The sequence below is a fragment of the Nodularia spumigena CCY9414 genome, from assembly GCF_000340565.2.
GTDB lineage: Bacteria > Cyanobacteriota > Cyanobacteriia > Cyanobacteriales > Nostocaceae > Nodularia > Nodularia spumigena.
In genome coordinates, this window is the sequence record NZ_CP007203.1 from 337815 (window position 1) to 350740 (window position 12926).

The window sequence follows — 12926 nt, forward strand, 5'->3', positions numbered from 1 at the left end:
TCATAAAATTGTAGTTGTCCGTAGTCAAACGTAGCTATACCCGTCACTACAATGAACCTTAGTAATATCTTTCATTGTTGAAAATTCAACTCTAAAACCATTGATAACAATCTCACATCCGTTTTTTGTGGGAGTTTTAACACGACTTACATACTTTCCAGAAGTTATGTTTTTACGATCTTTGTGCAAAGTAGCCTTAACAAAATCTCCTGTAGAAACATGAGTGAATATTTTTTTAGGCTCAGTGCAAGGAAAACCAAATTTATTGATCCTACAGAATCTTCTGCAACTATGCCCCGTGCTTTTTACTGTTAAAATTTTTGTTGTCAGTATTTTGAGAGTTTCAACTTTTCCTACACAAGCAGCATCAATCCAATGAGTTTTAGGCAATCCTAAACGAGTTCTATTAAACTTAGTTAAACCTCCTGAACCTGTTGTTATAGGTAATCCAGTTTCTTTTAACTTATTAAATAAAGCCCATCTCGTTGAATTTACAGCAGACGCATCTTTTAGTGGACGCTTGGCTTGGGATAAAATTTGCTTCAACAACTCAGGCTTTTTTGCTAAAAACTTCTCAATATCTTGAGTACCTTTTTTGATATTGCATTTCTCACAAGCTAGACACAAATTAGAAATTCTATTAGTTCCTCCTTTGGCTTTTGGTTTAATATGCTCAACTTGTAAAGGGACATTTTCCGCAGTACAGTATGCACATTTTCTATTCCATTTATTCAAAAGATATTCACGGACTTCATACCCTTGTAACTCTCCCTGTTGATACTCAAAGCCTGATATCTCCGGGTTTTCTAGCTGCTGTAGGTCAAACCTAGCAAGCTCTTGAACTATGTCAGTTATTGGGGCAAAATTACATAATCTTTTAACCCAAGTGTTAATAGTTAAAACTCTATGGCTTAAAGAAGGTGCTAACCAACCTTGAGGTTTAGTGCGGTTAAGAAATCTAGCTTGACGATAACGAGTATGTCTAGAACGTCTTCCTCGCCTTACTCCTTTTCGAGTTTCTAGGCTTTCTTTAATAGCTAAACCTCTGTGTTGTAATTCCATACCCCAGATGACTTTATTATTTTGAACTAACGCAAAACCTGTAGTTTTACTCCCTGGATCTATTTTTAATTCAATCGGTTGAGTTGGAACTTCAGATTTAGGTTCTTTCAAAATTATGGTAAATGGAAATCTTCTAAATACAGCAGCTTTTTGTTGATTTAATAAAAAAACGTGCATCTCCTGGATGAATTGGAGTAAGTGGTTTTTTTGTTGGTATCAAGAACTAGAACAAAATTAGACATTTAAATTTCACCTTTTCAGGGTAATGTTTGCTTCAACCTTGTTATCTGAGCTTGTTATGCTAAATACACTATCCTTGCGGATTGTTTAATAAGTAGCAACATGGCAGGGGACTAGCGAATCCCAAGGTGTTATGACCTAGATAACGTTTACTCATGTTTTGAGTGGTTTGGTTCACATAAACTACAGATTACTCCGTTTATTTATGCTCTCTAATACTGTAACTTGAAAGTGGGGGGCTAGTAATTTGGCTAATTCACCCATTTCCCCACGCATGGAAACGCTACTAAAAGTTGGTAATAGTAAGAGGGGTGAACCTGTCCCGATGGTTTCGTAAATCACCCGCAATGGTTGGTTTTCCCAACTCCAGGTATATTCGTGAACTGTTCCACCAAATCCTACAGGATCATAGGTTGATAGTAAATTGGTTGACATGAGGGTAAATTTTAATTGTGATAAAAATTATCAAAACACCCCACCCCCTTAGCAAAGAAGTGAAAAACCCTTGTAGAGACTTTCCATGGAACGTCTCTACATTAATTTACTACATGGTTGAGGTGAAATGGTGCATTGATTTAGCTAAGTAAATCTAATTTACATTCAAGTGCTTTTTTTTGCATGGTTTTAAATATATTAAAAAATCCATTCGCACGGGAAGGTGTCAGACTGACATTTAAACCTGTTTCTTGAATAAAATCTGGGGTGAGTTGCACAATTTCCGTAGGAGTTAGTCCATTTAAGCCTTCCACTAAAAGCCCTACTAATCCTTTTGTCAACTGGGAATCGGAATCGCCTTGGTATACAACTTTACCATCATCCAGGGCTGCGGTGATATAAACCTGAGATACACAGCCAGGAACTTTGTTTTCTGGTACTTTGCCAGTTTCTGGGAACTCCTTCAGCTTCTGAGCATACCAGATTAATTGTTCGTAGCGCCGCTTCGGTTCTGTAGCACGTTGGAAGCGCTGGACGATTTTAGCGAGAGCAGGTGGCAAAGAATCGATAATTGAGGACATAACAGAAGCTGCAAATAATCAGTCTTACTTTGAGTGTAGATGATTTTGTGAGCAATGGGCGATCGCGTAGCGTGTTCGCAGGACTTAGCCCCGCCTTTGGCGATGGCGCGGAGCGCCCGTTAAAAGCGATCGCGTACTACCATATTATTCCAGGCAATCCGCCCCACACACTTGGAAGCATTACGCCAAGCTAACTGCGTTTAGCTGCAAAAAACTTTCCGTACTCCTCAACGGTTTTGAAACCATGCTCTCGCTCTGGTGGCGCACCTATAAGCGGTTCTCGATATAGAAAATCCTTAACTAAACTTTTCCAGATATTGCCAATTTTATTAGTTAGTACCTTGGAAGATTACGATATACAAACCAGGAAATTTGTGAGATTTTTCTCGTAAATTTATTTCTAATGGTACAAGACAAATAAATAAACATAATGTAACTATTTAAGAGTAGAGCAATGTGAATTGTGGATATTGCTAAACCCATCACTACTTTTAATGACATAAACTCTACTTTTCAATTTGATATTTCAAACAGGAAATAGAATATAATGGCACAGGAAAAAACTGCCCAACTTTTGCAAGCTGTTAAAGAAGACCAAGCATTACAAGCAAGACTCAAAGCCACAGATAATCCAGAAGCCTTCATCAAGATTGCTAAAGAGTCCGGCTATGACTTTACAGTTGAAGAACTGGAAGAGGAAATCAGTCAATTGTCGGACGAAGATTTGGCAGCTATTGTCAATCCCGGCTGGGGAACTAGACGGCACATTCACCCTAGATAATTCTTAAATCATTCTCTGCACTTTTAGTGTGCATAATCGGGCAAAGGTAGAGTTAGCTTTTGCCTGATTCTCTGGTTTAAGGATTAATTAGGTAGATATTAAGAAGATATTTGTAAAATATCTCTTTTGATCAATATAGGAATCCGGTTTAATTTATGAAAAAAAATAAGTATTGTAGGGTGCGTTAGGATTTAATCCGTAACGCACCATTATATAAAGCCATGAAAGTCTCCCTTTAGAAGGGGGAATTTACAAGTGTTGAATACCAAACTTAAAAGTCAAGGTAAGCGAATTGCGATTATTGGCGAACCAGGTGCAGGAAAAACAACACTGTTACAGCAAATTGCTGATTACGCTTTCTTCCATGCTTCGTTTCAAGAATACTTTGCTGCTATAGTAATTGATGATTGGCATTTCTTTCTCAATCATGTTCCCAAAAATCCCAGTCAAGGAACTTATCGCATCTTTGAATCGCAGTGGAAGCAAAGAATATTACTTTGGTTAGGGCGAGAAGAAGAAAAGCTCAAGCAGCAAAAGCAAAAGTTCATCGATGCTTTAGTTAATTTTAAAGATGGATGTCAAAAATGTTATGAATATCGCGCCTATTTTTTAGCCGCCGCAGGAATTGCAGAGTTTAGGGATTATTCTAAAGCAGATGAAATAGTAGCGCAAATTCTCAACTTGACAATTAATGGTCTGAGTTCAATTCAAGAAAAAGTTAGGTCAGCACTGCAACAAACAGACCGGACAAAAGCGATCGCCGCCTTGGTGGAACTGCTGCAATCTCCAACTGTGGATGACGACACCCGTTGGCAGGCAGCAGAGAGCTTAGGGAGAATCGGCACAGGTAATGAAAAAGCGATCGCCGCCTTGGTGGAACTGCTGCAATCTCCAACTGTGGATGACGACACCCGTTGGCAGGCAGCAGAGAGCTTAGGGAAAATTCTACAGAATAGTAAGAAGCGCTTGGAGGTAGTCAAAATTTTAAGTAGTTATTGGCGATTGTATAATGAATCCCACAATTTAGCCTGGAAATGCTCCCAGAATATGCGTTACGCTGATTTCTATCAAGCTTGGCATCAGCATAATGTTGCTACTCGTGCGATGCGAAGCTTAAAGAAAATCCTCTTTACAAGAATAATTTAAGTAAATTTGCACTGCGGTAAGTAACGACAGTTTGCCCATTCGTTATCAACCCTTCAGAAAAATTTATAAATGTAAGTTATATACTATTAACAGCAAAACTCAGATTCACAATAATGAAAGTGATTGAAGTTAAAGGTACTGTCGATGAAGTCGGTCAACTTTCTTTAGACGAACCATTGACTTTGGCAAAAGACAGCCGCGTCCGAGTTATTGTACTCATAGCTGAGGAGAATGAAGAAGACGAGGAACTTGCAGAGTCTGCCAGCCAAAGTTTTCGTCAAGGTTGGTACGATGCTATGACCGGAAATACTGTGCCTATCTCTCAACTGTGGGAAGAGATTGATGCAGAGTGAACCACCCTTAATTCAGGTTGAAGCAACTGCTAAATTTAAACGAAATTTACGTGTTTTATCAAAAAAATATCGCAGAATTCGTAATGATATACAACCAGTTATTAACCAACTGCAATTAGGAGAATTACCAGGAGATCAGATATCTGGAATTGGATATACAATTTTTAAGCTACGGGTTAAAAATAGCGATATTCAAAAAGGAAAAAGTGGCGGATATAGAGTAATTTATTATCTCAAAACAGTTACAAATATTATTTTAGTAACTATCTACTCAAAATCTGAGCAGGAAGACATCTCAGGAGAAGAGATTCAGCAAATACTAGCTGATTTTGAGAAATAACATCAAGGGTAGTGCCAACAACTCATCCTACACAGGCAAATGACCCATGAAACCAGCAATCCTATCCAAAACTACAGCCATAACATCTCTTTACGAAATCGGCTATTCTGATGCAGGTTTCAAGGCTCAAACTTATTCAAACCAATCTTGACCTCCTGGTAATTCAGCTAAATGATTATCAATAATATCGGGTAATTCTTTAGGCTGATATTTATAGGTTAAATTTAAAAGCTTGTCAGCAAAATTAATTAACATCTCTTGATCCAGTCTTTGTGTAATTTGGCTAGGTTTTAAAGTACCCTGAAATATTTCCGCACTCGCTGGTCTAATTGCCATTGATAATGCTTATTCTAAATATTCTTGCCATTCATCAGCTTTAATATAATAAGATGTTTGATTGCTTTTAATATTTAATTTAGCGATTTTAATTACTGAGTCAGAAATAGATGCAATCCATGAATTAGTTAAACGTTGTTCAATTTGATTTTTAATGAGATGAATACATAATCTGACTAAAAAAGCTTCTATCTTTCGGAGTATTGCCTGTTTACTCATCTCCTCCAAATCATCAAGAATTTCCAAGGCATCATCATAACGACCTTCTAAGATACTTTGTCTTAATTCTATTAATTCTTGTGTCATATATTTGGGGAAAGGGGGCAAGAAAACAAATAAAAATAATCATTATTGAGAACAGAAGCAAAAAAATACCGCAATATTAGAATTTACACACCTTGTTCAAATTGGTCAATAGCTTGAATATCGTCGGAAATCTGGACGCATTTTTCTAATAAAGCAATATTTAGTTCTGGGAATAATTCACTGGCAGTAATATGTTCATAACCATAAGTATCTAAAAATAGAGATGGTGTTTCTTCCCGTAAATGGTAAATTTTGAGCCGATTGATTTGCCAAACCCAAATCTCAGCAACTCCTAAACGGTGGTAAATTTCTAACTTTTCAATGCTACCACTGGTGATAATCACCTCTACAGCTAAGTCTGGAATATCTTTCTTTTCGCCAATAGCGTAGCATTCATCTGGTTCAACTCCAGCCTGTTTGAGTTGTTTTCTAATAGTGGAACTTCCCATTGGGCTGAAGCGAATTCGCCTTGAGTAAAGATAGCGTTCTATTAAAATAGCCAAACGTTTTTTGAGATTTTCATGTCTGATAGACGGTGACACAATTTCTAAAATTCCATCTAAGTAAGTGACACGGTAATGAGAGTTATCTTCTAGTTTGGCTAGTAACGCTTCATACTTTTGCCAACTGATACCACTAATGATGAATTTTTCTTCTGGGTCATCACTAGATACAAGTTCGGAATCGTTTAAAAGTTCCTTCAGGCTGCTGACCATTGTTTTCTGTCTCCTAGTAAGGCTTTGCTGGTTTTCTGCGGTCATGCCTTTTGCTGGTTAGTTTTAATTATAATTTTAATTTTCCGGATGACTGCGACTTCTATTCACCAGGGCTTTTATAATGCTGTTATCCTCGTAACGATACACACAAAACGCCCCTGAAAGATTCATCGCCATGCTTCAGTACCCAAATCTCGAACAAGCGCTAAAATATAACTTTGGTTACGACCAATTCCGCCCCGGACAACGGCAAATTATTGAAGATGCGCTGGAAAATCGGGATTTGCTGGTAGTAATGCCCACTGGTGGGGGGAAATCTTTGTGCTTTCAGTTACCAGCTTTGATAAAATCAGGCTTAACGGTAGTGGTTTCACCGTTAATTGCTTTGATGCAAGACCAAGTAGAATCATTACGAAATAATAATATTTCCGCGACATTTCTCAATAGCAGTCTCAATCCTCATAAGGTGCGATCGCGTGAAGAAGCCATCCGCAATGGTAAAGTTAGATTACTCTACGTTGCCCCAGAACGGCTTTTAAGTGAAAGATTTCTGCCCTTTTTAGACTTAGTACATCACCAAATCGGCATTTCTACCTTCGCCATAGACGAAGCCCATTGTGTCTCAGAGTGGGGACACGACTTTCGTCCAGAATACCGCCAATTGAAATCCCTGCGAAAGCGTTACCCAGATGTTCCCACCATCGCCCTCACCGCTACAGCCACAGATCGCGTCCGTGGTGATATCATTCAACAATTAGGGTTAAAGCAACCTAGCATACACCTGGCTAGTTTTAACCGTCAAAATCTTTATTACGAAGTTCGTCCGAAAACTAAGTCTGCTTACGCCGAAATCTTAGAACTGATTCGCGAAACTGATGGTTCCACAATTATTTATTGTTTAACTCGAAAAAAAGTCGATGAACTTACATTTAAACTGCAAAATGATAAAGTTGTGGCTTTGTCTTATCATGCTGGTTTAAGTGATGAAGAACGTTCAAAAAATCAAACTCGATTTATTCGCGATGATGTGCGCGTCATTGTCGCTACAATTGCCTTTGGAATGGGAATTAATAAGCCAGATGTGCGCTTAGTTGTTCACTTTGATTTACCCCGAAATTTAGAAAGTTATTATCAAGAATCAGGAAGGGCGGGCAGAGATAGTGAACCATCCCGTTGTACAATGTTTTTTAGTTTCAGTGATATTAAAACTATTGAATGGAGTATTAACCAAAAGGCTGATCCTCAAGAACAATTAATTGCTAAACAACAGTTACGTCAGGTAATAGACTATGCTGAAGGTACAGATTGTCGGCGGACAATTCAGCTAGGTTATTTTGGGGAACGTTTTCCAGGTAATTGCGATAATTGTGATAATTGTCGTTATCCTAAACCTGTACAAGATTGGACAATTGAAGCCATGAAGTTTTTATCTTGTGTGGCGCGTTGCAAAGAAAGATTCGGAATGCTGCACATTATTGAAGTGTTGCGGGGAGCTAAAAGTCAAAGAGTTATTCAGAATAAACACGATAAACTTTCTACCTATGGTATAGGTAAAGATAAAAGTTTAGATGAATGGCGAATGTTGGGGCGTTCTCTGTTACATCAAGGGTTGTTAGAACAAACCAACGATGGTTACTCGGTGTTAAAACTTAATGCTTTGAGTTGGGAAGTGATGAAGCGACAGCGCACCGTTTCTATTGCTGTTCCTGTGGTGCAAAAATTGAGTTTAGTCGGAGGAAGTGATAAAGCTGTTGAGGCTGAATTATTATTACAGAAATTGCGATCGCTCCGCAAACAATTGGCTGATGAACAGTCTGTACCGCCTTACGTTGTCTTTCAAGATTCTACCCTGAAGTTAATGGCACAGGAACAACCCCAATCTTTAGCCGACTTTGCGAAACTTTCTGGGGTAGGTAGTCACAAACTCGCTCAGTATGGTGAAAAATTCCTCGCAGAAATCACAGCCTATCGTCAAGAAAAAGGTATACCAGCACAACCAAATTATTCTAAAGATTTTCTAGCTTATAATAATTCACCTAATGATAGTGAGTTGGTGACTTTAAGGTTGCATCAAGAAGGTTTGAGTATTGCCGAAATTGCTCACAAACGTAATCTTAGCCCCTCAACAATTCTCACACATCTTTCTAAGTTAATGGCGAAAAATCAGCCTGTAGATATAAATCAGTTAGTTCCCCTAGAACATCAACAGAAAATTTGGCAAGTTTTAGAAATTCTTGGTGATATTTCTCTAACTCCCGTGAAAGAACAATTGGGTGAAAACTATACTTTTGATGAAATTCGCTTAGTCAGGGAAAAATGGCGACGCGAAAAATGTCATTGATAGCGATCGCTTACCTATAGTAAAGTTTTATTAAAAAGGAGTTATTTTTGGGATATCTATGCTCATTCTACCAGATATCCACCAAGCGATCGCCCTGAATCAGATAAGTAATCAAGCTGCATCCATCACACCAGAAATCTCAGCGCCCGACTCTGGCGATTGTATTACAGGCTTTGATGGTTCCTGAATTTTGCTTTTAGCAGTTATTACAGATAATACTTTGGGCAGAGCAGTACAGACAACAGTATTGATCAAGGTTATCAATAGACCATCCATGAAATTCATATATTATCCTTTTGTCCAAAATTAGTTTTTCCTATTTCTTAGTTTGACTCATAATTCAGTTATCAGTTATCAGTTATCAGTCAAGCGACATAATTGGGTTTAAGTTTCGCACCACATCGGCGTTAACTGACAACTGGAAACTTATCACCCAGGTAGGCTTTGGGTTGCAGGTATAAATTTTCCCCTCATACGCCTTAATCACTGTTAACTGTTAACTGTTAACTGTTAACTGTTCACTGTTTTCGTAGAAAATTGGTACAAAAGATGCAGAGATTAGTACCTTCACATTAGTTTGGGGAACACTTGGAACAGAATTGAGGTCTGAACTTACAGAATTGGCTACCTGTCAATACGTAACTTGTACAGTATGGGAAACTAGTAATTTCTCTTCTGGCTTTTAGAGATGTTGATTGGGATTTACGAGCCAAAATTTTCGAGGCTAATTTGGGCAATGTTAAGCAGACAGCAGCATTGATTAAAGTCAGCAATAAAGCATCCACTAAATTGATAGTTCATCACCCCCGTGGAAAAATAGGTAATCTGGTGTTTTTGGCAGCCAGCATAACTCAAGCAACTGATTTTCCCATAATCCATTGCCTTGAGTCTATATAAATTAACTTTAACATAAACTTTTATCAATACAACCGTTGAAGTGGCGAGACTTTCACCCCAAGTTTTCGGTAGTTATTGAGGAGAAGTAATATAGCCTAATAGCAGAATAATCTGTAACAAAGCAGTTTACTAAATTTGGGAGATATGTTATGACAAACATCCAAGCTGCGCCTTCTTATTTATCGAAGATTAGCAAGCGAGAAAGCCAAGAATTACAGCGTTTGGTCGATTATACCGATGTGGTGGCATTACCAGAGATTTGGCCATTGGCCGGAAAACGATTTGGTGATACTGTTGCCCTGCATAATCCCAACGCTAAACCAGAAGTAATCATTACCTATGCCCAGTTAGCAGATAAAATTCAACAATTTGCCGCCGGGTTGCAAGCGTCAGGAGTTCAAGCAGGCGATCGCATTTCTTTAATAGCCGATAATAGTCCCCGGTGGTTTATTGCCGATCAAGGGATGATGACAGCTGGTGCAGTCAATGCCGTGCGGAGTTCCCAAGCCGAACGGGAAGAACTCCTATTTATTATCGCCAATAGTGGCAGCACAGCCCTAGTAGTCCAAGATTTAAACACCCTCGATAAACTGCGCGAGCGCCTAAATGATCTACCCATTCAATTGATCATCTTACTCTCAGATGAAACCCCACCACCAGAAGCCACCCCCAAGGTGCTGAACTTTTCTCAATTACTAGAAATTGGTGCGAATCATACCCTAATGCGGGTGCTGCCAAAAGGCGATAGTCTCGCTACCCTGATTTATACTTCCGGCACTACAGGCAAACCCAAAGGTGTCATGCTCTCCCATAACAACTTATTACACCAAGTCAAAACCTTGGGTACTGTAGTCCAACCACAGCCAGGAGATGTCATTCTCAGTATCCTGCCATCTTGGCACAGTTACGAGCGCAGTGGTGAGTATTTCTTACTTTCTCAAGGTTGTACTCAAGTTTATACTAACTTGCGTTCTGTTAAACAGGATTTGAAGAAATTTAAACCTCATTACATGATCGCAGTCCCGCGCTTGTGGGAATCCATCCATGAAGGAGTGCTAAAGCAGTTTCGCGAACAACCAGCCAACAAGCAACGCCTAATTAACTTTTTGCTGGGAATGAGTGAAACTTATATCCAAAAACAACGCATTGCCCAAGGATTGAGTTTAAATCACCTTCATGCCTCAAGCTTGGAGAAATTCGCCTCTAAGATAGTAGCATTGGTCTTGTTGCCTTTTCATGCCCTGGGAGAACGCTTAGTTTATGCCAAAGTCCGCGAAGCCGTAGGCGGACGCATGAAGCACGTTATTACCGGTGGTGGTGCATTACCCAGACACATAGATACCTTTTTTGAAATTATTAGTGTGGAGATTTTGCAGGGTTACGGTTTAACAGAAACCTCTCCTGTAACTAACGCCCGTCGTCCTTGGCATAATGTGCGTGGTTCATCGGGACAGCCCATCGCCGGTACAGAAGTAAAAATTGTTGATCCCGAAACCAAAGTACCTTTACCCCTTGGGGAACGAGGTTTGGTGCTATTGAAAGGACCGCAAATTATGCAAGGCTATTACCAAAACCCCGAAGCAACGGCTAAGGTAATTGATGCCGAGGGATGGTTTAATAGTGGCGACTTGGGTTGGGTGACACCAGAAAACGACTTGGTGCTAACTGGTAGGGCAAAAGATACAATTGTTTTGACCAATGGGGAAAATATCGAACCGCAACCAATTGAAGATGCTTGTTTGCGATCGCCTTACGTTGATCAAATTATGCTAGTGGGACAAGATCAGCGCAGCATCGGGGCTTTAATTGTTCCCAACACCGAAGCCCTGAAAACATGGGCTTCAAGTCAAAATCTACAACTACCGCTATTACAAGAAAACTCTCCCGAAATCAGCACATCTATTGATCTGGAGAGTAAAATGATCCAGGACTTGTTTCGGCAAGAATTGAATCGGGAAGTGCAGAACCGTCCCGGATATCGAGCCGATGACCGTGTTGGCCCCTTCAGGCTGATTCTCGAACCCTTTTCTATGGAAAATGGCTTGATGACACAAACCCTGAAAATTCGGCGGCACGTAGTCGCGGAACGCTATCGCGATATTATTGACGGAATGTATACCCGATAATCATTCCACCTGCTAACTATAGAGTGAACGTGAAAGTTTTATGGATGTCTCCAACCCGAATTTGCTGCTCAAGCGTGTTGTTAATGTCAAAGTCATTGTGACTCCCCTGTGGAAAAAGGAAGTACAAGAGCAACTGCAAGCGCAAATCAATCAAAGTGACCAACAACTGCAACAGCTCGATGTTGAAGGACAAAGAGCTGTTGCGGCGATTCAAAAGCAGAGTCTACAACCACCAGGCCCCCAAACCCTCCAACAAATTGACAGTATCCAAGGCCAAGTTAATCAAAAGAAAACTGAACTGCTAGAGCAAAAAAATCAACTGCTCCAAAACCTCCAGCAAGTACAGTTTCTTGAATTGGATCAAGAAGTTAATCAATTCCAAATGGAAGGCTTTTTCCGCGCCGAAAAGGGTGATAACTTGATTAGTAAAATGCAGGTGGAAATCCTGCTGCGCGATGGCGTTATCGAAGACATTCGCGGCGACATTTAACAGTTAGTTATCTACTAACTCTTTTTTGATGGCTACTCCCAGGACGATATTGTATCTGGGAGCCAGCCCAAACAATTTGCCATATCGGCGGAGAATTAGCTAAGAGCGATCGCCCAAAAGTAGTCATTTCCACTCGATACTCAATTGTATCAACAGAATCATCATCCTGTTTAACTTGCGTAATTTTGACTAACGCTTGATTGGGCTGGGGATAAACTACTTCCACCAAGGGCTTTCCTTTGAGCAATGATTGATCATCCAAAGCATTTAAAGCCAGGGTAGCAGGGTCACTACCTTGCAAAGCAGAAGTAATATTTTCTAGTGATATAGTTTGATATTGGTAACGCCCTGGGTAGTCCTCAATATCTTGAGAATGCTGCACATTCGCCACCTCCAGTTGTTCACCCTGGCCATTTTCTCCCATAATTGTAAATTGTTGCCCCTGGGAGATATAAACACCAGCAGCAACACTCACAAAGATACTTAGTAACAAAATTAAAACAAAATTCCACTTGTTCAACATCATAAAACTAAACAAGAAATTCAAACAGCTTGATTATGAATGGGGAATTTCAAATTCAACCTTAACCACTGTTGATGAGTGGTCATTGCAGAATAGCAACATTTATAGCCATCCTATTGGAGTTGAGAAAACTCTTGGTAGCTATCGAATTGAATCATGCAATATTGACAAAAAATCGACCATTGTCATCAGTTGACTGGGTAAGCAGGAACAAAGTCTAAAACCACACAAAACCCAGTCTGTTGAGAGCAGG

General features: G+C 39.6%; 14 protein-coding genes and 2 pseudogenes. 8 read left to right on the forward strand and 8 right to left on the reverse strand.

The genetic code is table 11. The features are described from left to right. Positions 1 to 24 precede the first annotated feature (24 nt). From iscB to NSP_RS27445, 4 genes and pseudogenes are all read right to left on the reverse strand, one after another. Positions 25 to 1304, reverse strand: a pseudogene (gene iscB, locus NSP_RS01565) (RNA-guided endonuclease IscB). Between the two features lie 181 nt (positions 1305 to 1485). Continuing rightward, entirely contained in the window at positions 1486 to 1737 is a 252-nt protein-coding gene (locus NSP_RS01570) for a hypothetical protein (protein ID WP_006198259.1), read from the reverse strand. A 140-nt stretch (positions 1738 to 1877) separates the two neighbouring features. Next, on the reverse strand, positions 1878 to 2318 hold the full coding sequence (locus NSP_RS01575; RefSeq protein WP_006198258.1) for a SufE family protein: 441 nt from the start codon (positions 2316 to 2318) through the stop codon (positions 1878 to 1880). Between the two features lie 119 nt (positions 2319 to 2437). Next, a pseudogene (locus NSP_RS27445) lies at positions 2438 to 2506 on the reverse strand (nitric oxide synthase oxygenase); the annotation flags it as partial. Between the two features lie 359 nt (positions 2507 to 2865). Here NSP_RS27445 and NSP_RS01580 point away from each other — a divergent pair. The 4 genes from NSP_RS01580 to NSP_RS01595 all read left to right on the forward strand — a co-directional run bounded on the left by NSP_RS01580 (position 2866) and on the right by NSP_RS01595 (position 4938). Continuing rightward, positions 2866 to 3099 carry a Nif11-like leader peptide family natural product precursor gene (locus tag NSP_RS01580; protein WP_006198257.1) on the forward strand — a complete coding sequence of 78 codons (234 nt, stop codon included), beginning with the start codon at positions 2866 to 2868 and terminating at the stop codon, positions 3097 to 3099. A gap of 255 nt (positions 3100 to 3354) precedes the next feature. Beyond that, positions 3355 to 4245 carry a HEAT repeat domain-containing protein gene (locus NSP_RS01585; protein ID WP_017803749.1) on the forward strand — a complete coding sequence of 297 codons (891 nt, stop codon included), beginning with the start codon at positions 3355 to 3357 and terminating at the stop codon, positions 4243 to 4245. A gap of 113 nt (positions 4246 to 4358) precedes the next feature. Beyond that, entirely contained in the window at positions 4359 to 4598 is a 240-nt protein-coding gene (locus NSP_RS01590) for a type II toxin-antitoxin system RelN family antitoxin (RefSeq protein WP_006195853.1), read from the forward strand. After that, positions 4588 to 4938: a type II toxin-antitoxin system RelE/ParE family toxin gene (locus NSP_RS01595; protein ID WP_006195852.1), complete on the forward strand. Its 351-nt coding sequence runs from the start codon at positions 4588 to 4590 to the stop codon at positions 4936 to 4938. Before NSP_RS01590 ends, NSP_RS01595 begins: the two co-directional genes overlap by 11 nt. Before the next feature lie 132 nt (positions 4939 to 5070). Here the strand turns inward: NSP_RS01595 and NSP_RS27450 are convergent, their stop codons facing one another. The 3 genes from NSP_RS27450 to NSP_RS01610 all read right to left on the reverse strand — a co-directional run bounded on the left by NSP_RS27450 (position 5071) and on the right by NSP_RS01610 (position 6296). Then, entirely contained in the window at positions 5071 to 5274 is a 204-nt protein-coding gene (locus NSP_RS27450; protein ID WP_006195851.1) for a hypothetical protein, read from the reverse strand. A 9-nt stretch (positions 5275 to 5283) separates the two neighbouring features. Continuing rightward, on the reverse strand, positions 5284 to 5580 hold the full coding sequence (locus NSP_RS27455) for a DUF29 family protein (RefSeq protein WP_006195850.1): 297 nt from the start codon (positions 5578 to 5580) through the stop codon (positions 5284 to 5286). A gap of 83 nt (positions 5581 to 5663) precedes the next feature. Continuing rightward, positions 5664 to 6296, reverse strand: a complete 633-nt coding sequence (locus NSP_RS01610) for a Uma2 family endonuclease (RefSeq protein WP_017803750.1) — start codon at positions 6294 to 6296, stop codon at positions 5664 to 5666. 175 nt (positions 6297 to 6471) lie between these two features. On the opposite strand from NSP_RS01610, the gene recQ reads away from it, so the two are divergent. The 4 genes from recQ (at position 6472) to NSP_RS01625 (ending at position 12150) form a co-directional block, all read left to right on the forward strand. Next, positions 6472 to 8637, forward strand: a complete 2166-nt coding sequence (gene recQ / locus NSP_RS01615) for a DNA helicase RecQ (RefSeq protein ID WP_006195848.1) — start codon at positions 6472 to 6474, stop codon at positions 8635 to 8637. Positions 8638 to 8695: 58 nt separating this feature from the next. After that, entirely contained in the window at positions 8696 to 8824 is a 129-nt protein-coding gene (locus NSP_RS27140) for a hypothetical protein (RefSeq protein ID WP_267897150.1), read from the forward strand. 859 nt (positions 8825 to 9683) lie between these two features. After that, entirely contained in the window at positions 9684 to 11660 is a 1977-nt protein-coding gene (locus tag NSP_RS01620; protein ID WP_006195846.1) for an AMP-dependent synthetase/ligase, read from the forward strand. Between the two features lie 40 nt (positions 11661 to 11700). Next, a complete protein-coding gene (locus NSP_RS01625; protein WP_006195845.1) occupies positions 11701 to 12150 on the forward strand; it encodes a YlqD family protein in 450 nt (149 codons plus the stop codon). 7 nt (positions 12151 to 12157) lie between these two features. Here the strand turns inward: NSP_RS01625 and NSP_RS01630 are convergent, their stop codons facing one another. After that, a complete protein-coding gene (locus NSP_RS01630) occupies positions 12158 to 12676 on the reverse strand; it encodes a hypothetical protein (RefSeq protein ID WP_338107274.1) in 519 nt (172 codons plus the stop codon). Positions 12677 to 12926: the final 250 nt, after the last annotated feature.